Raw genomic sequence first — 23,664 nt, 5'->3', positions numbered from 1 at the left:
CCGTGGCGTTTGGATGTCGTCACGATCGTGACGAAACAGGTCTGCAGGAATCATCTGGCGAAACTGCCGCGAACTGCAGGCCGGACCGAGGCTTTGCGAGTTCCGTCATTCACTTGCTCAGTCGTGTCGGAACTGCGTCGCTTAGGCTCTTTGGTCCGGCCTACGCCGGACCGATCACGATCAGCGGAATTGTCGTTATACCGAATCACTTCTATGGACCTGCTTAGCAAGTGGCGCCGTCGAGCCAATCCCTTACGTTGCTGCAAAAAATCGCCGCGTGTTTCCTTCCAAACAAGTTGCAGGCACCGGTGTCGATAAAGCATTTTCAAGCGGCGATCAATTTTGGATTCGCTAGCGCTGAACGCTTGCTTGCAGATCATCTGCAGAAAGCTGCACCTCAGTAGAGGCGGTGCGGTTGCGGTCGATTGCGGTCAGGCAATGATCAACTGGTAGAACAGCAGTGATCCCATGGACGAGGTTAGCGCGACCAATAGGAGATACGCGATGGTGCGTTTGGGGCCCAGGCAGATCACCCACATTCCCATTGCGAGTTCCATGGCCACGAGTAAAAAGACAATCCACTGAGAATCTTGAATGTGGACTCCCAAGAAGTTGCTAACCAGCATTGCCGGTAAGAAAACTGGCATCATTGCAAGCATCCCAAAGATCACCAGTAGGATGCGATCAGGTTCGTCGTAGGAAATGAGCCACATGGAAGGCAGGATCATGCAGCTGAGCAAACTGCTCGCCGCCCAACGATCAGCGGGCCGTCGTATCCAGAACCCGATGAAGTACGCGTACATCGCTGCACAAACGATCCCACCCATGACGACCGGGAATTTGGCGAACAGCGTCAAGCCAATGGCCACGGCCGTGGTGATCAATAGCAACGTGCGGATTCCGAATCGCAGGGGCGGTCGCGTTTCTTTGCCACGTGCGTCGCTCGTGATGGGAAGCCACGGCAGTGCGACGCAGATCGCCGCCGCGAGTAGGAAAGCCCCCAGTGGAACCTGCCACAGCAGCGGTGACGGGCGACTCTGGTCAGAGTCAGTCCACTCGTAGAAATCCGGAATCAACCACCCGACGAGTGAACTTACCGCGAGAAAGCTGATGGAAATCAGGCGCAGTCGATGATGTGGCGAAACGCACATCATCTGGGAGAGCCCGTTTCATTTGGGGTACGGCGCGCGGCGCGAAATATTTCGACGATTTTGAGGGATGGCTTACCAAACAAGCTGTTTACGCACGAGCGAGCAGGACCAACACGCAGGCCCCATCATCAATCACGGTCAGCCCGGCGTTGCGGGCCGATTCGCTGGCCTCGTCGTCTTCCGCTCCCGGCTGCATCCAGAGGTGTTTGACCCCTGCTTCGATAGCCTCGGCGACAACGCGTCGGGTGACTTCCGGTGGTGTGATGATCGACAGTGATTCGGGAACGACCGGTAGGTCGGCGATTCGTGGATACGCGCGGTGTCCTTCGATCTCTTCGGTGACCGGATTGAGCGGATACGTTTCACGACCGGAGGCGAGCAGTGCCCGGAAAACTTTATTCCCGTATTTATGTTGACGTGCCGATGCTCCAGCGACGGCGAAAGTTTTAGCGGAAAGGAAAGTCTCGATGGCGTTCATTGGGGTGGATCGCGTGATGATTCTCGGTTTGGGCAATGTGAATTCGGTTTCACTGTCCATTCTATCGGAGTGGACAAGGTACTGTACGCGATGCTGTACAGTCGACGCGGCACCTTAACGCCCCTGGTGACATCATTTGAACCTGCGATAATCCCAGCGAAAACGATCCCGATGGCCTCCAACCGAGAGACTGATGAGCGAACTTCCCAACTGCCCTGAATGCGATTCTGAATTCACATACGAAGACGGCATTCTCTTCATTTGCCCGAGTTGTGGTCACGAGTGGTCGCGGGCAGACATGGAAGCGGCTGCCGAGGAAGGCATGACACGCGATTCCAATGGTAATGTTTTGGAAAACGGCGACACGGTCGTGGTGATCAAAGATTTAAAAGTGAAAGGATCGACAACGGTCGTCAAGGTAGGCACCAAGGTCAAGAACATCCGCATCGTTGACGGCGACCACGACATCGATTGCAAAATTGACGGCATTGGAGCCATGTCACTCAAATCGGAGTTCGTCCGAAAGAGCTAGAGCGTTTCTAGAAATGACGTAGGATTTCAAAGGTAGCTACGTTCGCCAGAACGTGGTCCACCGTCGGGCGACGGTGGCTACAACAATAATGGAAATGCTCTAAACGCATCGACATGGCGGATTGACTGAGACGCAAGGGATTGGCGGGGACGGAAATTCCGTTACTCCAAACGCGTTGACGAGCAGACGTCGGTACCTTTCCGATCTTGTTCATGGACGCTTATTTGTTAAGCGGTTCGGTGAACTCGAATCGCCGCAGGTGATGCCAGTCTGTTCCCGTGACGACGTGCGAGATTCCCCAATCGAGGTCAGACGAATCGTCCGTGTCTGAGAAATCGGCGCGAAAGAGTCCCGCGGCAATCGGGGCTTCCTTGACGGTGCCGATCGGGGCGAAGTTGATTCCGTCGGCGGCGTACTGGATCGTGTTCTTCTCCGGTCCTTGAGTAACCAGCGCGCAGACGCCGGTTTTATGGGGCCACACGATACACTCGTGCCCACCGATGATGACCGGGTTCAATTCCGATTTCACATATGGTCCTTTGGGATTGTCCGCGATGGCGACGCCCCATCCGATCGGAATGCCGCCGTTGGCGACCCAGTCTTTAAGATCGCCCTCGGCAAAACGTTCGTCGGGACCTCGGTGGTATCGACTTTTGTAGTACAGGAAATAGCGTCCATCGCGTTCGATCACGCTTGGGTCATGAGCGACCAAGGCGTCCCACTCACCTTTCTCATAATCACCGTGTGAGAGAACGGGGGCGGGAGCCCGGTGCCATGGTCCGTAAGGCGAGTCTGCCCACGACATTCCGATCTTGGTCCACTTGAAATCGCCCGGGTCAGGATCGTCGAGGTTTGGTGCCGTTTGGTAGAACAGGTAGTACTTGCCTTTGGAAACGAGAATGTTGGGGGTGAAAACGCTGCGTGCGTCGTACGTTCCCGGTTCACCGCGTACGACCGCGGGCCCTTGTTCTTGCCACTGGATTCCATCCTTCGACGTCGCCAGCCAGATATCACCGAGGTCCCACGGATAGGCGCGAAGGGTATCGGTGGCGTTAGGGACGCCCACTCGCAAAGGGCCGCCAGCGCTACGGGTGTACCATAGGAAATAGGTGTCACCCATCTTGATAATGTCGGTGGGGTCGCGACGGATGATGCCGACCTCTCGGCCGAGGCCCTCTGCGGCGGAGTATTCGATCGCGATCGTTGCATTCTCCGGAGGCGTGTCGCTCCACTGTGAGTGATGCTGCACGCGGAAACGCTCCTGTGCGGCACTCTTGGCGGCGCGGTCTTCTGCGGACGCATCAGGCAATGCAACGTCTGACAGGTGGCCCAATATCGTGATCGACGCTAGTAAAATGAATGGGTACTTGGTTCTCATTGAGATCGATTCGTGTCGTGGGGAGATGTTGCCATGGCGATGGGACGTTTGGTCAAAAAGAAATGATATTCGAACTGAATTTCCCGTCGCGTTTTAAAAGAGTTGAGAACGCATCAGATCGAGTTGCTTCGCTTCGGATACGTGCGTGCAACGAACTGATGCAAAAACGATACAATCTGTGTTGACGTTTCCCAGTATAAGGGGATTGGCGTTTCAAATCACCGTAACATTGGGATGTTCGTTTGTAGCGAAAGGTCTATAGCCTTGCTGTCGACGACAATCCTTTCACTGCCAATTGAAACGTGATCTAGTGAGAGTGACACCAGAGGATCGACGCGGCCATCATGCGACCTAACCTAACGACCAGCCTCATCGGTGTCTGTCTCGCCGTTTTGTCGTGTGCGTCGGTTGACGCCGGTGAGGGGCTCAAACGCGAGCAGCCGAATGTTCTCTTTATCGCGGTTGATGATCTGGCCAGCACGTTGGGTTGCTATGGTGATCCCACGGCGAGAACCCCGAATATTGATCGGTTGGCATCAATGGGAACTTGTTTCCAACGTGCCTACAACCAATTGCCGCTTTGCAATCCGACCCGCGCGTCGGTGATGACCGGACTGCGTCCCGACACGATCAAGGTTTATGATCTCGATCGGCATTTTCGTGACGAGTTGCCCGATGTCGTGACGCTACCGCAAGCGTTCCAGCAAGCCGGCTATTTTACCGCTCGCGTTGGCAAAATCTATCACTACAACGTGCCAGCATCGATCGGTACGGATGGATTCGACGATCCGGCGTCATGGAATCGCACGGTCAATCCAAAGGGCCGTGATAAGGCGGAGGAGGCACTCGTCTTCAACGCCGAACCGCATCGCCAAATTAGCGGTGCGTTGAGTTGGTTGGCGGCAGAGGGGACCGATGTCGAGCAAACCGATGGCATGATCGCGACCGAGGCGATCGAGATCATGCGAGAGAAAGCGGACGAACCGTTTTTTCTCGGTGTGGGTTTCTTCCGACCGCACACACCTTATGTGGCACCGAAGAAATATTTTGACATGTACCCGCTCGATTCGTTGCGACTGCCGTCTGCTCCCGAAAACGACCGAGATGACATTCCGACTGCCGCATTCGCACATAATTGCCCGGTCCCCAATTATGGGCTTGATGAAGCCACGCTGCTCAAGGCGACTCAGGCGTATTATGCGTGCGTGTCGTTTGTCGATGCTCAAGTCGGCCGACTGCTCGATGGGTTAGAGGATTTGGGTTTGGCTAATGAAACGATCGTCGTTTTTTGGAGCGACCACGGTTATCACTTGGGCGAACACAATGGGATCTGGCAGAAACGAACCTTGTTCGAAGAAGCCGCCCGCGCACCGTTGATCATTCGCGTTCCCGGCCAAGCGAATTCCGGTGTTTGCGACCGGATTGTCGAATTCGTCGATATCTATCCGACGTTGACCGAGTTGGCGGCGGCTGATGCGCCGTCGGGGCTCGCCGGTCGCAGTTTGAGTAAGCTGATCGCCGACCCACGCTCTCAATGGGACGGTGAGGCTGTCACGCAGGTCCTGCGACCGGCTGATAATCGTTTACCCGAGCCTGTGATGGGTTGCAGCATCCGGACGCGGCGATATCGATTCACCGAGTGGGGCAACGGGAAACATGGCGTCGAGCTGTACGATCACGAAAATGATCCGAAAGAATTTTATAATCTGGCGATTGATCCTGGTTCACACGCCACTGCCGTGATGCAAAAACTGCGGTCGCGGTTGCGTGCCAAGGCATCCGGTGAAACACCCACTGTCCCGTTCAACCCCGCACGTCTTTGATCGCCATAAACAAGGAAGACAACATGATTAGCCGTATTGTCCATGCCGTTTTTTTTCTCGTCCTGTGCCCCGCGTTAGTCTGTGCCGGAGATCGCCCCAACGTATTGCTGATTGTCGCTGATGATCTCGGGTTCAGTGACGTCGGATTCAACGGGTGCAAAGAAATCCCGACACCGCATCTCGATGCCTTGGCGGCGGACGGAGTTGTGTTTGAAGCCGGGTACGCGTCGCATAGCTACTGTAGTCCGAGTCGTGCGGGACTTTTGACGGGACGATACCAACAGCGTTTCGGTCACGAATGTAATCCCGGTGCCTATGGTGAAGACGCCGTCGCGGGATTGCCGCTCAGCGAAACATTGATTTCCAACGTGCTCGTTGAGAACGGTTACCACACCGGAGCGGTTGGTAAGTGGCATCTTGGTGACGCACCCAAGTTCTGGCCGACCGAACGCGGATTTCAGGATTGGTTTGGATTCAGTGGCGGGGGAATGAGTTATTGGGGTGATTCCAAGAAAACCGGCAGCCACACCGGTGTGCTACGCAACGGCATTGATGTTGCCGAATCTGAGCTGAGTTATTTGACTGATGACTTTTCAGCCGAGTCGGTTCGCTTTATTCAACGCAACCAATCGGATCCGTTCTTCTTGTACCTCGCCTACAACGCGCCGCATGGCCCTGATCAAGTCACACGCGAGCATCTGAAGAAGACGGAGCACATCGAGTATGGTGGCCGTGCTGTTTACGGTGCGATGGTCGCCGCGATGGATGAAGGGATCGGCCGGGTCGTTTCGGAACTCAAGAAGCAGGGCCTCTACGACAATACGCTGATCATCTTCTTTAGCGATAACGGCGGTCGCGCCGAACATGCGACCAACTATCCGTTTCGTGGTCACAAGGGCATGCTGTTTGAAGGAGGAATTCGTGTTCCGTTCACGCTCACGTGGCCCGCGAAGATCGTAGGCGGACGCAAATACGCCAGGCCGGTCAGTGCCCTCGATCTTTTCCCCACGATTCTCGACGCGGCTGATATCGAAGTTCCCGAGAATGTTCAGCTAGACGGCGTCAGCTTGGTTCCTTTCTTGCAAAATGATTACGACGTGTCGCCACACGAAACGTTGTATTGGCGTTATGCAGCGGGCGACGATCACTATGGTTACGCTGTTCGGCACGGTGACGACAAATTGGTTTACAGCGTTTACAAAGGCAAACATCTGCTGTTCAACTTGGCGAACGACCCGTGGGAGCGAAACGATCTCGCCGAACAGAACCCTGAAATGGTTGAGCATCTGATAACGCTCTATCAAGCGTGGGACGAAGGCCTCGCGGAACCGTTGTGGTTGGACCCTCACGGGCCGAACATTAAAAAAGAGGAAGGGAAGCGACAGGCGGCGGTGGACGCGGCCGCGCGTGGTGAAAAGTAACACGCGGTTGTCACTTCAAACACGACCGCTCCGAATGCAACGTCTCGGCAGGGCTTGTCGGTGCGATTGGATTGGGGAGTTCCGGCGATAGCGATGGCGTTTCGCCGGATGCTTTCATCAGTGACATTTTTACCTGTTCCAATTCGACAAGTCGGCGTTGAAGTCTGGCGATTTCTCCGTTGATCGACGCGAGACTGCGTCGTTCGGTTGGCGACATTAAGTCATCACGCTGAACATCCATCTTGCTGATCCGGTGCAAGATCGGAATGAGCAAACTCAGTGCCGCGACGACAATTGAAATCGCCGCGATCAATCTCCATACGGCGGCGGAATCAATGTTGCCAAGTATTACTGAGCACAGCAGCAACGCGAATCCGAAGATGACCTGGGTGCTGACAAAATAAACCCAGCGAAAGCGTTTCGCGAGTTTCGCGATCGCGAGCAGGCAAACATGAACCGTCGCGACCGCGATGATCGATTCACACAAGGTGAACCGCCAGAACTCGTCGGAACCGATGTCTCCCCAGATGCCGATCAATAGAAGTGCAGCCGAAATCGCGGTGAGGGCCAGGCCGGCTTTGGGAAGTAAGTTTCGGCCCAACGGTTGCCGCGACAAATCGCAAGCGAGTCCGCAGAGGCTGGCTCCCGCGATCACAATCGTCGAGAGCATGACACGGACTTCGAGCCAACCCCAAGTATCTCGCATGACGAAAATAATGCCGAGCGTGGCACCAAAGAGCACCGAACCGACGAGCCCGTAGAGTAGCGGTTTTTTTACTTGGCTGGGATTGCTCATCCTGGGCACTCTCGTTTGGGGAAAGGTTTCGTTGATGGATGCGTGTGTTGACGGCATCTGGTATTGGTGCCCATCGGCGTATACGTGATGCGCGAATTTTTGGGAAAATGTTTGCCGCTGTGATTGATTGACGATTGTCCGTGATTGATTCACAATCCGCCGCATTCGCAATCTGATTGGAAAACTGCCTTTTGCCTGAGCCGATGAAATGGATGTGTTGTTGAAAGAAAGTCTCGTCGCCCGCACCGAAGCGATCGTGCGAGAGCGAATGGATGGACAGGCGGCAGGGCATGGGATGGACCATGTCGTGCGTGTGCTGAAGTCAGCGCGGGCGATTCAATCGGAAACGGGCGGCGATCGGGTGACCGTGGAGTTGGCGGCATTGCTGCATGATGTCGGTGACGCCAAATTCCATGACGGAGTTGAACGCAGCGCGGAATTCGCCCGCGAGATCTTAGGTGAACTCGATGCCGACGACGAATTGGTCGATCATGTGGCGCACATCGTCGATAATATCTCATTCCGCAAGGGCGTCGACGCGAGCGAATTGTCGCTTGAAGGAAAGATCGTTCAGGACGCGGATCGTCTCGATGCATTGGGCGCAATCGGAATCGTTCGAACGATCGAGTATGGTGCCGCGTTTGGACAGCCGTTTTATCTACCGGGGTCGGACGAAGCAAAAACCGGAGTTGGGCATTTCCACGAGAAACTGTTCAAACTCAAGGGGCTGATGAACACGGACGCGGCACGTCGCATGGCTGTCGATCGCGAACAGTTCATGCGACAATTCCTCGATCAGTTCCTCAGTGAGTGCGACGGAAGTTATTGACGCGTGGCTGGAATCGTTGTCCGAGCGGTCGGTCGAGTATTCCGCGGCTGAGCTTTATTCAGGCTGGTAATCCTGCCACATCCAAACCAGCGTATCTGCTAGCGTGGCTTCGAACACTTTGCGTTCGCAGTGTTTGCTCGCTCGACTGAAGATGAATCGGTAGTCATAGCCTTTGGCTTTGAGCGCCGCTGCGGTTCGACGGTTGGCCATGACCCAGTTGTGGTGGGTCTCGGCGCGGTCTTGGTTTCGCAGATCGTTTTCAGCCACGTGTGTGAAGATCCGCAGCGGTTTCTTTTCACTGTTTTCAATCAGCTTCATGCCGGAATGGTACTCCCACGCACCGAGTGGATAGTCGGCTTCTTCCGGTGCATCACTGTCCTGCTGGTCGACGAACGTTCCTGAGTAAGTGATCAGTCGGCGAAAGAGGTCGGGGCGAAACCAACCCATCGTCAGTGCCGCGGCGCCTCCGCTGCTGCAGCCCATCACGCCGCGCCCCCATGGATCGTCGGTCAGTGCGATGTGGGGGAAGGCTTTTTTGATTTCCATGTTGTTGACGACGGCTGGCAGGACTTCTTGATCGATAAACCGAGCCAAGCGGTCGGACATTGTGTCGTATTCTAATCCACGTTGGCTGCCATAGCTGTCGTCGCCACCGTTCTCGACGGCGATCACGATGAACGGGGGCAGCTGGCGATCGGGGTTCTTCGAGATCGTCAGGTTGTCGAGGGCGTGGCGGACGAGGTCCATGCGGTTGGGGCCGTCGTGGATGACCAAAAACGGCGCTGGGGTGCCGTCGCGATACGCGGCGGGGACGTATACAAAAATCCTCCGATACGTGCGGACTTTCTTGCGGGGATCGAGCGTCACGTCGTCGCCACGAAATATCTTGCTGTCGGCCAATCGTATCTTGAATTCAAACGACTTGCCTTTTGGATTCCCGCGGTCGGTCAAGTCCGGATCGATCTCGTATTCCGGCCCGACAACAAAATCCCCGTTTTGCAAATCTTGGCCGGTCAACGACGTTAGATTGCCGCCGAGAAGAATGGTTGCAACGGCAGCACACGTCAGTGAGATGAGTCGCGAGTTGGAGCGGGTGTGTGGGGGCATGGTGGGGGTGGGCATTTAGGTGGGGATGTTTTGAATGGGAAACGAGGAGGGGCGTGAGGGAAACGAAGATGCAATAAAGTCTAATCGCCCGTTTGTCGCAAATTCGTCAGTGCATCGCGGAAAAGCAACCAACCCCAACCGGAAGGGCTGCTATGGCTTAAGCGAAACGTTTTCGACGGGGGCGGCAATGGGCGTGAAGTCGCCGGAATCTCCCGTCGCTGACACGATTGTTGTTGGAAGACGCGGACGTTGTCGCAGGAGCAAAACCGTCGTGGCCTGAACCAGGAAACATTTCACTCGATCAAAATTGATCGCATGTAGTTATAATCCATTTTTGACCTCCCAATGGGGGCAAGCGTCTTTCATCCGGTTCAATTTCCGGATGCGCTTGTCCAATCCATCGGTGTCTTTCGACGGCGAACATGCGATGCGAACCTGTTGTCCGCCAACTTACTTCCTTACCTTGCTTGATTCGTCCGCCTAGCCGTGTCAGCATGGTGTGGCGTTCAGAACGTCTTCGTTGCCGTGTACGGCAACTCCCTCCGCTACCTCCCCCCCCTTGAGTCCTGTTTATGTTGACACGACATTCCCCAATTCTGCACTTGATTTGCATTTGTTGGCTGACCACGTGCGTCGCCGCTGACGACGCGGCGCAGTCACCGGACGACACGTTGGCAAAGTTGAATGGCACGACCAGCAGGTCAGGTTTCTCGGTCACCGAAGACGATCACGGTGTGACTGTATTGGTCGATGGGAAACTGTTTGCCAAATACGTGGTCGATGATATCAACAAACCGTATCTTTGGCCGGTAATCGGGCCGACAGGTAAAGCGATGACACGTGCCTACCCAATGGTTGAGGTGGAAAGCGAAGGGAAATCACAACGTGATCATCCGCACCATCGAGGGATCACGTTTGGTCACGAAAGTGTTGAAGGCGAAGATGGCAGCGACGGGGATACCTGGCACGAATGGATCACGTTTGGTGGTCTCCGTCAGGGGCCCGGCGACAACCCCAAGAACAATAAGCGGCTCGCGATTGTGGGCCGCATCGTGCATCAGGATTTTACTGAGATCGGGGCGAATGCCGACCACGCGGTGGTCGCGGAGGTTTGCGATCACGTTGACCCGACCGGGAAGCGACTCCTGACCGAGGAGCGACGCATGACGTTCCGGACCCAACCGGGATCTCGCTTAATTGACTTTGACCAAGTCTTCATCGCGAGTGAAGGTGAAGTGCGTTTTAACGATCGCAAAGATGCGGGCTTAAGCATTCGGGTGCCAAGCAGCATGGCGCTTGTTAGCGACCAGGGCGGAAAAATAATCAACAGTGAAGGCGATGTTGATGACGACACCTGGAGCCGCGCGGCGAAATGGTGTGACTATCACGGACCCGTCGAAGGTGAGCATCTCGGGATTGCGTTTTTTAATCATCCATCGAGCTATCGTTTCCCTACACGTTGGCACGTCCGTGGATACGGCTTGTTTACGGCAAATCCGTTTGCGTCGAAGTCCTACGACAAATCGCTTCCTGACGGAACCACGGTTCTCAAACCCGGCGAGAAATTAAAATTGAGTCACCGCATCCTTTTTCACTCCGGCGACCCGGTGGCGGCGGGGATCGAAGACGCTTGGACAGAGTACGCACAAACGACCAGACCTTAGGCGGTCAGGTGAAGCGATGCATCAATTCGGCGCGTATGCGGTTCGGCACGTGGTAGAAGAAGTGAACATGGCCGTTTTCGATCAGCACGAAATGAGTCCTCCCTTTGATACCGCTTGGGGTGAATCAGGGTTGGAAGAAAGCCTTCGTTCGCTATTCGCGAGTTGCGTCCCGGAGAAACCGACGGCGTGAGAGGTGCCACGCAACACAACTTCTATGCGAGTGATGAATTGGCGAGGCGAAAAGTCACTTGAGAGGCGGAGACCCGTTAACGTTTTACCGTACCTGTGCCCGCAGTTTTTTGCTCATGAAATTTTCAATGATTGGTTGGCATCGCATGGTCCATTCGCTCTTGGTTTTTGCGATTTTTTCGATCGCGATACTGACTGCGGGTAGGACTGTTGCTGCGCAAGAAGGGTTAGACCTGAAAGACGCTTCTGCTGCGGAGACGCCGACATTGTGTCAAGGTCATTGGCAAAGTGAAGCGGCTGCTCGCGATCAGCTCGCACGTTTGGCTCGTACGTACTCGACCGTTGAAGAGTGGCAGCACCGAGCCGAACGGATTCGCACGCAGATCTTGCGAGGCATCGGATTGGATCCGCTTCCGCCACGCACGCCGCTCCAGGCGATCGTGAAGAACCAGCGAACGTATGATGGTTACACGGTCGAGTCGGTGGCATTCGAATCGACACCGGGCTTCTTCGTTTATGGCAATCTGTATCGGCCGATCGATGGGCCACAGCGTCAGGCAGGTGTGTTGTGTCCGCATGGTCATTGGAGAGGTACTGAGGGCGGTCGGTTTCGCCCGGATCATCAGCAACGCTGTGCCACGCTCGCCCGCATGGGAGCGACGGTGTTTTCGTATGACATGGTCGGGTTTGGCGATTCGGAACATCTCGGGTGGCGGCACGAACATCCGCAAGTCTTCGCGTTGCAGACATGGAGCAGTCTTCGCGCAGTGGATTTTCTTGAGTCGTTGGCCAACATCGACCCCGGACGGATCGCGATCACGGGTGCGTCGGGCGGTGGTACGCAAGTGTTCGTGCTGACGGCAGTGGATCAACGAATCCGCGTTGCCGCGCCGGTGACGATGGTGTCGGCGCACTTTTTTGGAGGCTGCGACTGTGAGAGTGGTCGTCCGATTCACATGACCGCGGAACTAGAAACCAACAACGTTGAAATCGCCGCCGTGTGTGCGCCCCGTCCCATGCTGGTGGTTTCGGTCGGTGGTGATTGGACCAAGAACACTCCCGAGGTTGAGTTTCCTTACATCAAAAATGTTTACGAGCTGTTTGGAAAAGCATCCTTGGTCGAAAACGTTCATCTGGCTGACGAAGCTCACGACTATGGGGAGAGCAAGCGGCAAGCCGTCTATGCATTCTTTGCCAAACACTTGGGCCTCGATGCTTCCGGCGTGCTCGATACGCGGACGGGCCGGTATGACGAAACCGCCAACACGATCGAGTCGGTCGAAACGATGCGGGTCTTCCGCGACGCTAGCGAGTTGCCCGCACACGCTGTGCCGCCTGGAACAATCCTGCATCTGGGCCAGCACCACCCCGCGGCCACCGAGGCGTCTCACTAGGATTGCATGGTGAGGGGCTCACGCTTTGTAAGCTTTTCACTTGTGGTGTGACCGGACGGCTCGCGCCTGCTAAGTCTTTTAGCGGAAGGGCGCGAGCCCTCCGGTTCAAGCAACACTCAGGTTTAGGTGCGGCAACGACCTGTTCGATTACCGAGAAACCGGGTAAGCATAGGGACGTTGCCACATCACACGTCCTTACTGGTTTTACAAAATTTCCCATGAGCATTCGAACACTGGTTGCCGACTATCGCTTAAAAACGCATCGCGTCGCGATTCTTCGTTTGCTATCGGAATACTCTGCTGATCCGGCGATTGGTGGCAGCGGTTTACCCTTTGCCGTCAGGCAGCGTGTCGTTGATGAACTCGCCCGGCGTGACAATGCGGTTTCATTGCTGGCCGTGGATGACGGGAACGATAACGGGGACGATGACGGCTTCCGCCCTGTGGGTCTGATCAACGCATTCGAAACGTTCTCAACATTTACCGCGATGCCGGTATTGAATATTCACGATGTGATGGTCACCCGCAGTCACCGAGGACGGGGGATCGGTCGGCAACTGATCGAAGCGGCAACTGATGTGGCGAAACAGCGTGGTTGTTGCAAGGTCACATTGGAGGTGTATCGGGGGAACCAAGCGGCCGCAAAGCTCTATCGCAGTTGTGATTTCCGCGACCCACCGGGTAACCGCGACCTCGGCGAAACGCTCTTCTTGACCAGGAAGCTGAAGTAGCCGCTGACTTGCTGAGTGCTGCGGATTAACCCGTCACGGCTGCCTGGATTTGCCCAACGGCGCGTCGCATTACCTTCGCGACGGTGGCAGAGTCTTGCGAGCTGTCGATCAACACCGTTGCGATCGGGTGTCCTTTTTTTACTGGCGCGTTGTCGGTGGGATAGTCGGCGAGTTGTTTATGTGTCGTGCGCTTTGTCGCGATGGATCCCACGCGTTTTGTATCCCAAGCACGCTTCAAATCGGTGAGATGGACATGGCCATTGCGTCGGCTGTAGACGATGCGTTTGAGATGGATGCGATCGCTGCTTGCCGACTGGATGTCCCAAGATGCAATCGCCGATTCGATTGCGTGCACGGAGTTGGTGTTGAGCACACTGTCGATGTGCATCGTTATCAGAGATGGAGAATCGATCGATCGAACATCGGATCGGGCGGCCCGTTCGATGATTTCACACGAGGCGCTCGGTCGCTCGTTGACTTCGAGAAGCCACCATCGATTTTGTCGGTCACGGATGAAGTCGATATTGAATAGGCCGGAAAGGTCTCGTTGCTCGGCGATCGTCTCGGCCAAAACTTGCAGTCGAGTGATCTCGCCGATGGCATGATGCATGGTCGTCCGTGAACCGGCGTAAACGAAAGGCAGGCCGCCGCAGCGAACTGGGATGGAACGCGTGATGCCGAGAATCTTGACGCGTCCCCGATTCGCCATTGCCACGACTCCATAGGGTTGGCCTGGAATCCAACGTTGGATGTGGGCGGTTGGTGATATGGCTGCGAGCGACGTCGCTGGATAAAAGGAGACGCCGAGCCCGCCAGTCGAACCGGATTGTTTGACCAGCCATCGGCAGCCTTGCTGGCGACTTGCAAGTCCCGACCGTTTGAATTCGCAGCGGGAATAGGTCTCCGGGAAGAGGAAGCCGGCTGCGCGGGCGATCGACGCGAGATCGTCAGGAGCGAACACGGATTGGCAGCCGAGGCCGCCGACTCGAAAAATGGTCGCCTGTTCATCCCGGGCAAGCTTTGAGATGGCGGATTCGAGTTTTGCCGGGTCGGCTTGTTCGTCGAGGGTGATTTTTTGGAAGCGATCGCAGGCGGCGATGGTGTCTTGGTCACCGAAGAGGTCCATGCCGATCACACGGTGCCTGCCGGCGGCGGACTGGGCGGCCCAGCGGACGGACGCTCCGACCAACAATACGCTGGGAAAACGAGGCACTTTTGGGGCGATTTCCGCGACCTGGTTGGCGAGGTTCTGTGGGTTTGTTACCGTTTCGCTCTGCAAGACCCACCCATCACTCTTGGATAATTGTCGACCCGTGGCGTTTCTTTGACGTTCACAATCGAAACATCTCCACGTGTGGGGTAAGGACCTCGGGTTCCCCACCGGTCGTTTCCCAAAACTCTTTTACTTAGAGGCATCCTGTCATGCATTTTCACATCGGAGAAGCCCTGGTCGGTGACGGTAACGAAGTCGCTCACATCGACCTGATGATCGGTAGCAAGAACGGTCCTGTTGGAACCGCTTTTGCAAACGCTCTGGCTAACCAAAGCGAAGGGCACACGAACCTGTTGGCCGTTCTCGAGCCGAACGTTGCCGTCAAACCTTCGACCGTCATGATCACGAAGGTGACGATCAAAGGAATGAAGCAAGCCGTTCAAATGTTCGGCCCCGCTCAAGCCGCGGTCGCCCAAGCGGTTGCTGACGCGGTTAGCCAAGGGATCATTCCACGTGACGCCGCGGAAGAGCTCGTTTGTGTTTGTGGTGTGTTCATTCACCCCGCCGCCGAAGACGACGAGAAGATCTACAAATACAACTACGAAGCCACTTTGGAATCGCTCAAGTCGGCACTGTCGAACAAGCCGAGCGTGGACGACATGTTGGCCAAGAAAGACTCGGCTGCTCACCCGTTTAAGGGATTCTAAAACGTCGCCGCGTCGTAGGACGCGGAAGTGCACGCGGCGTCATTGAGTCGATGCCCTATAGACCATGGCCGTTGGCCTGACCAATACAACAGCTTCGAGGGGAGTCGACCTCGGAGCTGTTTTCGTAGAGTGACCATTCTTTTGCCAATCACAGGTGAGCGATGAGCCAGAAAATCCTCTTTCAGTTTGACGTTGATCCCCAACCGAGTTCGTTTGACTCTGTTGTCGCGGTGGATGCCGGTGTGGATCGTTTGTTCCGTTATAATTCCGTCGAAGCGTCAGGGGTGGAGTCGTTGGTTCACGGGGCGATGTTCACCCGCGGCGGTGATGATCTGAAGAACACGGCAATCTTCGTTGGTGGCAGCGAAGTCCGTCAGGCGGAAGATTTATTTGAAGCGGTTCAAAATGCGTTCTTTGGCCCTGTGCGAGTGTCGGTGATGCTCGACGCATCGGGGTGCAATACCACCGCCGCGGCGGCGGTTGCTTCGGTGACCAAACACATGACATTGGAAGGAGCCATGGGCGTGGTGCTCGGCGGGACCGGCCCGGTCGGACGCCGCGTCGCCCACATGCTTGCTCGCCAAGGTGTCCGCGTGGTCCTCACCAGCCGTTCGATGGACCGTGCCGAATCCGCTTGCCAAGAAATCGTGACCGGAATTGGGGGCAAGGCTTCTCACGAGCACGCCCTCGAACCTGCTGCCCCGGAAACCGATGCCGCGAAGATGGAGCTGCTCGGTCGGGCCGACGTGATCATCGCCTGCGGTGCGGCGGGAGTTGAAATGTTAGCCGCCGACGAGCTCGGTTCGCTGAAGAATCTTCGCGTCGCGATCGATCTCAACGCCGTGCCGCCTGCGGGGATCGGCGGCGTCGACGCGTTCGATAAAGCGAAACCGCTGCGCGAGGGTGATGGAAGTTCGCCGGTGGTTTATGGCCCGATCGGCGTCGGCGGATTGAAGATGCGGACGCACAAGGCGGCGATCGCGAAACTGTTCGAGCGAAACGACTTGGTGCTCGACGCCGATGAAATCTACGACATCACAATCGAGCAAATGAAGTAGTTCATTTTGGTCGATTAGACGTACCGGGATGCAGCGTTTCCGCGATCACTCTGGTTGCTGTTGGGACCATGCCAGGACGGCTTCACGCTGCATTTCGGCGGTTGATTTGCCGCTGGAACGGGAGAGCCGTTTGGCTTCATCGTCTTCGAGCGAAAAACGCTTCTCGCCGTCGGGTAGCGTCACGACTTTGCCCTGGGCGGGGCCGTACGCGGTTTCGATTTCGACGGCTTGGCGGGCCAGTTTCGCACGCTCGAGGATTTGGCGACGGATCCCAATCGTGGACGTGTGCTGAAACAGAATGCTTTGCATCGTCGCTGCTTTCGACCCGCCACAAAGGACCGAGACGACGCTCGCCAAACGTCCTTTTTTCATCACGCATGGAGTTTGCCAGACATCGAGCGCGCCAGCCCGCATGAGACGTTCGGTAACGTCGGCGAGTTGTTCGGCGGTGGCATCGTCGATGTTGGTTTCGAGTAGCGTCACGCGATCGGTTTCGATTTGACCGGGATCGGAGGCCGCCTCGGGCAGTTGTCCCATCGTCACCCGCAACACATTGGCTTGGCCGGGGAGGTCACGGGTTCCCGCGCCGTATCCGACGCGGTGCGGTGTCATGGCGGGGGCCGGGCCGAAAGAAGATGCCAGTGTTTTGATGATCGCGGCGCCGGTCGGGGTGGTGAGTTCTGATTCGATTTCGCAGTAAGCGAGCGGTACGCCGGTCAGAATCTCGACCGTCGCGGGGGCGGGGACGGCCACGCGGCCATGGTCGATCGTGATCGATCCGGTGCCGGTGGGGATCGCCGACGAAGTCACACTGTCGATGCCCAACGCATCGATCGCGATGGCGACTCCAACGATATCCGCGATCGAGTCGACCGCACCGACTTCGTGAAAATGCACTTTTCGCAAATCGCACCCGTGCACCTTGGCTTCGGCCTCGCCGATGCACTGAAAAATCCGCCGGGCCAATGTTTTGGCTCCGTCGGAGATCGCATCGGCCGCGTCAATCATCGCTTCGATATGATGGAGGTGGCGGTGAGCCTTTTGTTCGGGGTGTTCGACGCGGATGTGCGTCGCCCGGAATCCACATTTCTTCACATCATCGACGTGCAGTTTCAAATCCGCCACATTGAGTGAAGCGAGACCGGTTCGGATGAGATCCGGGTCGACGCCGAGGTCGATGAGGGCGCCGAGCGTCATGTCGCCGCTGATGCCGCTGAGGCAGTCGAAATGCAGGTTGATATTCATGAGCGATAGTACAACAAAGCGGCGTGGTTTTACCAAGCACCCCATCGGAATCGCAACGCAAACCGAGCCCGACCGATTGACTCCGCACACCACCGCGGGTCCCATTTTGTCATGTTGATCCACACCCGAATTGCCGTTCTCACGGCGCCGCTGATGTTTTCATTGGCGGTGGTTTTTCTGATCTGCCAAGCGGTGTTGATCGTGATTTGGGTCGACGTGCCATCGATCCGAGAAAAAACAGTCGCAACCGGCGTGGCGATGACTGAGAAACTCGACCGGGGTGATGCCGAAACGGCGTTGGTGGCGGACGACAATGCGGCAGCCTTTTCTCTCGGGCCGGCTTCGCCCACGCAGGTTTGGCTGGAGAGTCTCGCGATAGGCGCGATGGGATTGATTTGGCCAATCGTGGTCTTGGAATCGATTTACCACTGGATCATCCGCCCAAAAACGTGGGCGACGCGGTGGTTCCATCTCCATTCGCTGGTGTTTTGCATCTGTCCGTCGCTCCGCATGTGTGCCAAAAGTGCCGAAATGCATGGATACTTGTGGCTACCGGGGCTCGGATGGCAGCGACCCAATCGGCGACTGAGGCGGCGGCTCGAGCAGCACTTTAGCGTGCCGATGATCGGCATCGCGATGCTGATTCTGCCCGTTTTGATTGTCGAATTCATGCTCAAAGACCAGGTCGCTCGCTACCAGTGGCTGCGGGTTTCGTTGCATGTGGGGACGGGGGTGATTTGGTTCGCGTTCGCTGCGGAATTCATTTTGATGGTTTCGATCGCCGAGAAAAAGATCGACTACATCCGCCGTCACTGGGTCGACATCGCGATTATCGCATTGCCGTTTTTCTCGTTTTTGCGGTCGATGCAGGCGATGCGCGGGACGCGACTGGCGAAGCTCGCCAAACTGCCGCAGCTGACGAAGCTCGCGAGGGCCTATCGGTTGCGAGGGATGGTGCTCAAAGCGTTTCGGGCATTGGTTTTGCTGGACGTATCGACGCGGTTGTTCCGCAAAACGCCTGAAAAACAACTCAAGCGACTGCGGGAAGAGTTGGTCGTCACGCAGCGCGAGGCGCGTTTGATCCGGTTGCTGATCGCCCGATTGGAACGGGAAATTGCGACGCGGGATACCGACTCGGACCCTGAGGATTCGAGAGATGAGGAGAACTCACCGGACCCATCTGGAGTCTCGGACGGGGAAGTGTCAGGTTTCGACGAAAAACTTGAGTTGCCCGATCGGCTCGACAAGCGAATGCTAGACGCGTGATTGCGTTCCAGCGGGTGTGCTGTGATTTGCCGCTGGGGCGGGTGGTGTGATTGCGTTCAAGCTGGCTGCAAAACGCATGGGCGGAGGAGGGACAGACAAATATTTCGATTTTTCTGAAACCATGCGTATGGCGGCCGGGTACTGATGGGCGAGCGGCTTCCCGTGTTCTGGATTCTGTTGAATTCGGGACTGCCCAGCTTGTTTCGATCTATCTCGACCGTAACCTTACCGGCGGCGCTACAATTGCACCGCGATTGATTCTGCCGTCGCTTTCGATCTGTAAAAAACTCAAAGGATGTTTTCGTGAGACGTTTGTTTGCCCCTTGCCGTTTCTCTCGTTCGGTCGCTCTCGCGACCGCTCTGTTGGCCACTTCCGCGGCAACGTTGCTGCCCGTGAACAGCCTTTCAGCACAAGAAGCTCTGACGCCCGGCGCACCGAGCGATTCGCCAAACGCCGTCGCCACCACGACCGAGCCCGTTGTGGTTGTGACCATTGGCAGCGTTAACCAATTGACGCAGGATTTGAATTACCTCAGCGGCGCGCTCGGCCAGCCTCAGTTTGGCGGCATGTTCGCGATGATGGCGGGTACGTTCACCCAAGGTGTCGACACCAGCCAACCGGTTGGCATTTTGGTGCCGCTCGTTGACGGAACACCTGAACCGATCGCACTCGTTCCCACTTCGGACGTCAAAACCGTTCTCAAACGGCTTGAAGCCCAAACCGGCCCCGCCGATGAACTCGACGACGGGACACTCGTCGTCGCAATCGGGGCGAACACCGTTTTCATTCGCCAGATGGGCAATTGGGCGGTGCTCGCACGCAACCGCAGCGTGCTCGACCGGGTTCCCGCGGATCCTTCGTCGGTGATCTCTCAAATGGGATCGGACTACGACATCGCGATCCGATTGGACATGCAACAAATCCCAGCCGCGGTTCGCGACGCGTTGATCGGGCAATTGCGTCAAGGTTTCGATCAAGCTATGTCGCGTCAGGGTGATGAAGCCGCATCGGCTCGCGAATACGCGGAGCAGTCGATGGAGCAGCTCGAGCAGGTTATTAGCCAAACTGATGATCTGATGGTGGGTGTGGATATCGACGCGACGGGACGCCGTATCGTCGTCGATGCATCGTTCACCGCGATTCCAGGAACCAAGCTCGCGCGAGTTTATTCCGAGCAAAAGCCGGTTCCGTCGGCTTACTCGATGGTGGTGCGTGATGACGCGGCAGGTTATTTCCACGCCGCCGCTTCGATCAGTCCAGAAACCATTGAAACTGCCCGCGGCAGCATCGAAAACGCAATGAAGATGGTCGGCACCATGCTCGGCCAATCGAACCGACTCAGCGAATCGGAAATCAATGAGGCCACCGACGTTGTCAAACGACTCGCCGACTTGGCACTTTCGTCCTACGAAGAAGGTAAAGTCGATGCGGGGGCGTTGTTGCTCACCGACGCCGGTTCGATGAAGTTCGTCATGGGCTGCTTTGTTGCTGACGGTGGCGAAGCCGCTTCGATCGTCAAAGATATCGCGAACAAACTGCAAGGTCGTGGTGACGCACCCCGTTTCGAATTTGATCGGGACACCTACAAGGGTGTGACCATGCACTTGGTCGAAGCGGAAGTGCCGGCCAAGGAAGACGAAGTCCGCAAGATTTTTGGCGACACCGTTCGGGTACACATCGGTACCGGCGAGAAAGCCGTCTATGTCGCGTTGGGTGACCAAAGCATCGATCTGATGAAAGAGATGATTGATGGTGCGGGTAGCCCGGTTGCCCCGAGCGACGATTTGGCCCGTTTCGAGCTGAACCTGATGCCGATTTTGCAATTCGCTCAATCCGTTGAACCGAATGATGCGATCGCTTCGATGATCGACGCACTTTCGCGGGCAGACGATGCCGGAACGCTTCGCGTGGTCAGCAAAGCGATTGACAACGGACAGCGCAGCAGCATTGTGCTCGGCGATGGCCTGTTGCGTGCGATCGGGGGAGCCATCCGTGAAGCTCAAATGAAGAAGATGCAGCAGAATAACGGCCAATTCTAAGGCCGCTGGAAATTGCGAATATGATTTTGCGACCACCGGGCTTCGGCTCGGTGGTTTTTTTATGTGGCGACACCGGTTGAGGCAATTCGGTGGCGTTTCCGGGTTTGAGACGCCTCGTTGCCATGTCGTAATCGGCTATTCTTGATGATTCTTTATAAGCCCGATTGATCCGAGTATCGCCATCAAAGGGCCTCTTTGGTTGCCCGGCAGGGCCTCGGTCGATCGAATTCTCTCGATATTGCGTAAAAACGCTCATCTTTGATCTCAGGGCGGCAGCGCGTAGAATTCGCCGCCCTATCCAAGACCACCAGAAAGATTCCGAATGAAGTTTCGTTTCCCCATTCTCATTATCGATGAAGATTTCCGCTCCGAGAACGCATCGGGCCTAGGTATTCGTGCCCTTGCCGAAGCGATCGAAGAGGAGGGGACGGAAGTCATCGGTGCGACCAGTTACGGCGACCTCTCCCAGTTCGCGCAGCAACAGTCGCGCGCGTCGGCATTCATCCTCTCAATCGACGACGAGGAAGTCCTCTCGGACGATGAGGACGAGGGCCCCGCGATAACGATGCTCCGCGAGTTCATTCAAGAGATTCGGTTTAAAAACAACGACATTCCGATCTTTCTGTACGGCGAAACGCGGACGTCGGCGCATATTCCCAACGACATTTTGCGTGAACTGCATGGGTTCATTCACATGTTTGAGGACACGCCGAAATTTGTTGCCCGGCATATCTTGCATGAGGCCCGTGCCTATACCGACAGTCTCGCACCGCCGTTCTTTCGCGCGTTAATGGACTACGCGCGTGACGGATCCTATTCCTGGCACTGCCCCGGTCACTCCGGCGGCGTCGCATTTTTGAAGAGCCCCGTGGGCAGAATGTTCCACCAATTTTTTGGTGAGAACATGTTACGTGCCGACGTCTGCAATGCGGTTGAAGAACTCGGGCAATTGCTCGACCACACCGGACCGGTTGCCGCGTCGGAACGAAACGCCGCCAGGATTTTTGACGCTGACCACTGCTTTTTTGTCACTAACGGCACGTCGACGTCCAACAAGATGGTGTGGCACTCGACGGTTGCCTCTGGCGACATCGTCGTCGTCGATCGAAATTGTCATAAATCGATCTTGCACTCGATCATCATGACCGGTGCGGTACCGGTGTTCCTAACTCCGAAACGCAATCACCTCGGATTGATCGGACCGATTCCTCTCGAGGAATTCCATCCCGAGAACATCCAAAAGAAGATCGAAGCCAACCCGTTTGCCCGCGCCGCTCAGGCCGCCAACCCGGATCGCAAGCCGCGAATTCTGACCATCACGCAGTCGACCTACGATGGCATCGTTTACAACGTCGAAATGCTCAAGGAGCTTCTCGACGGGCAGATCGGCACATTGCACTTTGACGAAGCCTGGTTGCCCCACGCGACCTTCCATGACTTCTATCAAAACATGCACGCGATCGGACGCGACCGCGACACATGTGAAGAATCGATGGTTTTTGCCACACACTCGACCCACAAACTGTTGGCCGGGATTTCTCAGGCGTCGCAGATTCTCGTCAAAGAGCCGAAGAACCATAAACTCGATCGGCACGTTTTCAACGAAGCCTATTTGATGCATTCGTCGACGTCACCGCAGTACGCCATCATCGCGTCGTGTGATGTTGCCGCGGCGATGATGGAACCACCGGGCGGCACAGCCCTCGTCGAAGAATCGATCCTCGAGGCGATGAATTTTCGCCGTGCGATGCGCAAGGTCGACGCCGAATGGGGTGATGATTGGTGGTTCCAAGTTTGGGGGCCGGATGAAATTCCTGAACATGGCATCGGTACTCAAGCCGATTGGATGTTGGAAGCGGATGACGAATGGCACGGCTTCGGCAACATCGCGCCCGGTTTCAACATGCTCGACCCGATCAAGGGTACCGTCGTCACGCCGGGGCTGAACCTAAACGGCCAGTTTGCCGAAACCGGTATCCCCGCATCGATCGTGACCCGCTATCTCGCGGAACATGGCGTGATCGTGGAGAAGGCAGGGCTCTATTCGTTCTTCATCATGTTCACGATTGGTATCACCAAAGGTCGTTGGAATACGTTGGTGAGCGCCCTGCAGCAGTTCAAAGATGACTACGACAAAAACCTGCCGATGTGGAAGATCCTTCCCGAGTTCGTCGCGCAGTTCCCGCAATATGAACGAATCGGTCTGAAGGACCTCAGTCAATCGATTCACGAAACCTACAAAGAAAACGACATCGCACGGGTCACCACCGAGATGTATCTTTCGGACATGGATCCGGCGATGAAGCCGTCAGATGCCTATGCGATGATGACGCATCGTGAAATCGATCGCGTCGAAATCGATAATCTGCTTGGCCGCGTGACGGCGGTGCTGTTGACGCCCTATCCACCCGGCATTCCGCTGCTCATCCCTGGCGAGTGTTTCAATCGAACGATCGTCGAATACCTGCAGTTTGCTCGTAAGTTCAACGAGAAATTCCCCGGTTTCTACACCGACATCCACGGGCTTGTCGAAGAGAACGTCAACGGCGTGAAGAGCTATTACGTCGATTGTATCCGGATGAAAGCGACCGCCGATTGAACCTGCTGGTTTCGCATTCCCGTCGACGGGTTAGACCTCCAGT

The 23,664-nt window shown here is 56.1% G+C and carries 20 protein-coding genes; 13 read left to right on the top strand and 7 right to left on the bottom strand.

From position 1 onward, the window contains the following. A partial coding sequence (locus NB063_RS06275) for a hypothetical protein (protein ID WP_250927901.1) occupies positions 1-227 on the top strand: 227 nt, incomplete at its 5' end. Between the two features lie 204 nt (positions 228-431). Here NB063_RS06275 and NB063_RS06270 read toward each other — a convergent pair. Both NB063_RS06270 and NB063_RS06265 read right to left on the bottom strand, forming a co-directional pair. Next, complete coding sequence (locus tag NB063_RS06270; RefSeq protein WP_250927900.1) at positions 432-1,154, bottom strand: hypothetical protein; 723 nt, start codon at positions 1,152-1,154, stop codon at positions 432-434. A gap of 85 nt (positions 1,155-1,239) precedes the next feature. Further along, positions 1,240-1,629, bottom strand: coding sequence for a CoA-binding protein (locus tag NB063_RS06265; RefSeq protein WP_250927899.1), 390 nt, complete (start codon positions 1,627-1,629; stop codon positions 1,240-1,242). Between the two features lie 193 nt (positions 1,630-1,822). Here NB063_RS06265 and NB063_RS06260 point away from each other — a divergent pair, with 193 nt between their 5' ends. Beyond that, complete coding sequence (locus tag NB063_RS06260; protein WP_250927898.1) at positions 1,823-2,161, top strand: zinc ribbon domain-containing protein YjdM; 339 nt, start codon at positions 1,823-1,825, stop codon at positions 2,159-2,161. Positions 2,162-2,381: 220 nt separating this feature from the next. Here the strand turns inward: NB063_RS06260 and NB063_RS06255 are convergent, their stop codons facing one another. Next, positions 2,382-3,539, bottom strand: a complete 1,158-nt coding sequence (locus NB063_RS06255) for a glycoside hydrolase family 117 protein (RefSeq protein WP_250927897.1) — start codon at positions 3,537-3,539, stop codon at positions 2,382-2,384. A gap of 344 nt (positions 3,540-3,883) precedes the next feature. Here NB063_RS06255 and NB063_RS06250 point away from each other — a divergent pair, with 344 nt between their 5' ends. Together NB063_RS06250 and NB063_RS06245 are read left to right on the top strand one after the other, a co-directional pair. Continuing rightward, positions 3,884-5,362, top strand: a complete 1,479-nt coding sequence (locus NB063_RS06250) for a sulfatase (RefSeq protein WP_250927896.1) — start codon at positions 3,884-3,886, stop codon at positions 5,360-5,362. 23 nt (positions 5,363-5,385) lie between these two features. Next, positions 5,386-6,783: a sulfatase family protein gene (locus NB063_RS06245; RefSeq protein WP_250927895.1), complete on the top strand. Its 1,398-nt coding sequence runs from the start codon at positions 5,386-5,388 to the stop codon at positions 6,781-6,783. A gap of 10 nt (positions 6,784-6,793) precedes the next feature. On the opposite strand, the gene NB063_RS06240 is transcribed toward NB063_RS06245, so the two are convergent. Continuing rightward, positions 6,794-7,579 carry a hypothetical protein gene (locus NB063_RS06240; protein WP_250927894.1) on the bottom strand — a complete coding sequence of 262 codons (786 nt, stop codon included), beginning with the start codon at positions 7,577-7,579 and terminating at the stop codon, positions 6,794-6,796. 208 nt (positions 7,580-7,787) lie between these two features. Between NB063_RS06240 and NB063_RS06235 the strand changes: the two genes are divergently transcribed. Further along, positions 7,788-8,408, top strand: coding sequence for an HD domain-containing protein (locus NB063_RS06235; RefSeq protein ID WP_250927893.1), 621 nt, complete (start codon positions 7,788-7,790; stop codon positions 8,406-8,408). A 54-nt stretch (positions 8,409-8,462) separates the two neighbouring features. On the opposite strand, the gene NB063_RS06230 is transcribed toward NB063_RS06235, so the two are convergent. Further along, positions 8,463-9,515, bottom strand: a complete 1,053-nt coding sequence (locus tag NB063_RS06230) for an alpha/beta hydrolase (RefSeq protein WP_250927892.1) — start codon at positions 9,513-9,515, stop codon at positions 8,463-8,465. Positions 9,516-10,087: 572 nt separating this feature from the next. Between NB063_RS06230 and NB063_RS06225 the strand changes: the two genes are divergently transcribed. The 3 genes from NB063_RS06225 to NB063_RS06215 all read left to right on the top strand — a co-directional run bounded on the left by NB063_RS06225 (position 10,088) and on the right by NB063_RS06215 (position 13,493). After that, positions 10,088-11,179: a DUF6807 domain-containing protein gene (locus NB063_RS06225; protein ID WP_250927891.1), complete on the top strand. Its 1,092-nt coding sequence runs from the start codon at positions 10,088-10,090 to the stop codon at positions 11,177-11,179. 305 nt (positions 11,180-11,484) lie between these two features. After that, positions 11,485-12,762, top strand: a complete 1,278-nt coding sequence (locus tag NB063_RS06220; protein ID WP_250927890.1) for an alpha/beta hydrolase family protein — start codon at positions 11,485-11,487, stop codon at positions 12,760-12,762. Positions 12,763-12,980: 218 nt separating this feature from the next. Further along, positions 12,981-13,493 (top strand): GNAT family N-acetyltransferase, encoded by a 513-nt coding sequence (locus NB063_RS06215; protein WP_250927889.1) that lies wholly within the window; start codon positions 12,981-12,983, stop codon positions 13,491-13,493. A gap of 25 nt (positions 13,494-13,518) precedes the next feature. Here the strand turns inward: NB063_RS06215 and NB063_RS06210 are convergent, their stop codons facing one another. Further along, a complete protein-coding gene (locus tag NB063_RS06210; RefSeq protein ID WP_250927888.1) occupies positions 13,519-14,706 on the bottom strand; it encodes an ATP-grasp domain-containing protein in 1,188 nt (395 codons plus the stop codon). 209 nt (positions 14,707-14,915) lie between these two features. Here NB063_RS06210 and fae point away from each other — a divergent pair, with 209 nt between their 5' ends. Together fae and NB063_RS06200 are read left to right on the top strand one after the other, a co-directional pair. Next, on the top strand, positions 14,916-15,413 hold the full coding sequence (gene fae / locus NB063_RS06205; RefSeq protein ID WP_250927887.1) for a formaldehyde-activating enzyme: 498 nt from the start codon (positions 14,916-14,918) through the stop codon (positions 15,411-15,413). A gap of 161 nt (positions 15,414-15,574) precedes the next feature. Then, positions 15,575-16,471 carry an NADP-dependent methylenetetrahydromethanopterin/methylenetetrahydrofolate dehydrogenase gene (locus NB063_RS06200; RefSeq protein ID WP_250927886.1) on the top strand — a complete coding sequence of 299 codons (897 nt, stop codon included), beginning with the start codon at positions 15,575-15,577 and terminating at the stop codon, positions 16,469-16,471. Between the two features lie 45 nt (positions 16,472-16,516). Here the strand turns inward: NB063_RS06200 and larC are convergent, their stop codons facing one another. After that, positions 16,517-17,716: a nickel pincer cofactor biosynthesis protein LarC gene (gene larC / locus NB063_RS06195; protein WP_250927885.1), complete on the bottom strand. Its 1,200-nt coding sequence runs from the start codon at positions 17,714-17,716 to the stop codon at positions 16,517-16,519. A 111-nt stretch (positions 17,717-17,827) separates the two neighbouring features. Here larC and NB063_RS06190 point away from each other — a divergent pair, with 111 nt between their 5' ends. The 3 genes from NB063_RS06190 to NB063_RS06180 all read left to right on the top strand — a co-directional run bounded on the left by NB063_RS06190 (position 17,828) and on the right by NB063_RS06180 (position 23,621). Further along, complete coding sequence (locus NB063_RS06190) at positions 17,828-18,982, top strand: potassium channel protein (protein WP_250927884.1); 1,155 nt, start codon at positions 17,828-17,830, stop codon at positions 18,980-18,982. 303 nt (positions 18,983-19,285) lie between these two features. Further along, positions 19,286-21,022: a hypothetical protein gene (locus tag NB063_RS06185; protein WP_250927883.1), complete on the top strand. Its 1,737-nt coding sequence runs from the start codon at positions 19,286-19,288 to the stop codon at positions 21,020-21,022. A 322-nt stretch (positions 21,023-21,344) separates the two neighbouring features. Next, positions 21,345-23,621, top strand: coding sequence for an Orn/Lys/Arg family decarboxylase (locus NB063_RS06180; RefSeq protein ID WP_250927882.1), 2,277 nt, complete (start codon positions 21,345-21,347; stop codon positions 23,619-23,621). Positions 23,622-23,664: the final 43 nt, after the last annotated feature.

The sequence above is a fragment of the Aporhodopirellula aestuarii genome (assembly GCF_023701485.1).
In the GTDB taxonomy this organism is placed as follows: Bacteria; Planctomycetota; Planctomycetia; order Pirellulales; family Pirellulaceae; genus Rhodopirellula; species Rhodopirellula aestuarii.
The sequence above is the reverse complement of the archived record's forward strand: the minus strand, read 5'-3'. Positions and strand labels throughout refer to the sequence as shown.

Excerpts from the sequence above, each read along its gene's own strand:
- NB063_RS06215 (WP_250927889.1), top strand. The coding sequence starts at position 12,981 with ATGAGCATTCGAACACTGGTTGCCGACTATCGCTTAAAAACGCATCGC.
- NB063_RS06235 (WP_250927893.1), top strand. The coding sequence starts at position 7,788 with ATGGATGTGTTGTTGAAAGAAAGTCTCGTCGCCCGCACCGAAGCGATC.
- NB063_RS06270 (WP_250927900.1), bottom strand. The coding sequence starts at position 1,154 with ATGATGTGCGTTTCGCCACATCATCGACTGCGCCTGATTTCCATCAGC.
- NB063_RS06260 (WP_250927898.1), top strand. The coding sequence starts at position 1,823 with ATGAGCGAACTTCCCAACTGCCCTGAATGCGATTCTGAATTCACATAC.
- NB063_RS06230 (WP_250927892.1), bottom strand. The coding sequence starts at position 9,515 with ATGCCCCCACACACCCGCTCCAACTCGCGACTCATCTCACTGACGTGT.
- NB063_RS06220 (WP_250927890.1), top strand. The coding sequence starts at position 11,485 with ATGAAATTTTCAATGATTGGTTGGCATCGCATGGTCCATTCGCTCTTG.
- NB063_RS06200 (WP_250927886.1), top strand. The coding sequence starts at position 15,575 with ATGAGCCAGAAAATCCTCTTTCAGTTTGACGTTGATCCCCAACCGAGT.
- NB063_RS06180 (WP_250927882.1), top strand. The coding sequence starts at position 21,345 with ATGAAGTTTCGTTTCCCCATTCTCATTATCGATGAAGATTTCCGCTCC.
- NB063_RS06265 (WP_250927899.1), bottom strand. The coding sequence starts at position 1,629 with ATGAACGCCATCGAGACTTTCCTTTCCGCTAAAACTTTCGCCGTCGCT.
- NB063_RS06250 (WP_250927896.1), top strand. The coding sequence starts at position 3,884 with ATGCGACCTAACCTAACGACCAGCCTCATCGGTGTCTGTCTCGCCGTT.
- NB063_RS06190 (WP_250927884.1), top strand. The coding sequence starts at position 17,828 with ATGTTGATCCACACCCGAATTGCCGTTCTCACGGCGCCGCTGATGTTT.
- fae (WP_250927887.1), top strand. The coding sequence starts at position 14,916 with ATGCATTTTCACATCGGAGAAGCCCTGGTCGGTGACGGTAACGAAGTC.
- larC (WP_250927885.1), bottom strand. The coding sequence starts at position 17,716 with ATGAATATCAACCTGCATTTCGACTGCCTCAGCGGCATCAGCGGCGAC.
- NB063_RS06255 (WP_250927897.1), bottom strand. The coding sequence starts at position 3,539 with ATGAGAACCAAGTACCCATTCATTTTACTAGCGTCGATCACGATATTG.
- NB063_RS06240 (WP_250927894.1), bottom strand. The coding sequence starts at position 7,579 with ATGAGCAATCCCAGCCAAGTAAAAAAACCGCTACTCTACGGGCTCGTC.
- NB063_RS06225 (WP_250927891.1), top strand. The coding sequence starts at position 10,088 with ATGTTGACACGACATTCCCCAATTCTGCACTTGATTTGCATTTGTTGG.
- NB063_RS06245 (WP_250927895.1), top strand. The coding sequence starts at position 5,386 with ATGATTAGCCGTATTGTCCATGCCGTTTTTTTTCTCGTCCTGTGCCCC.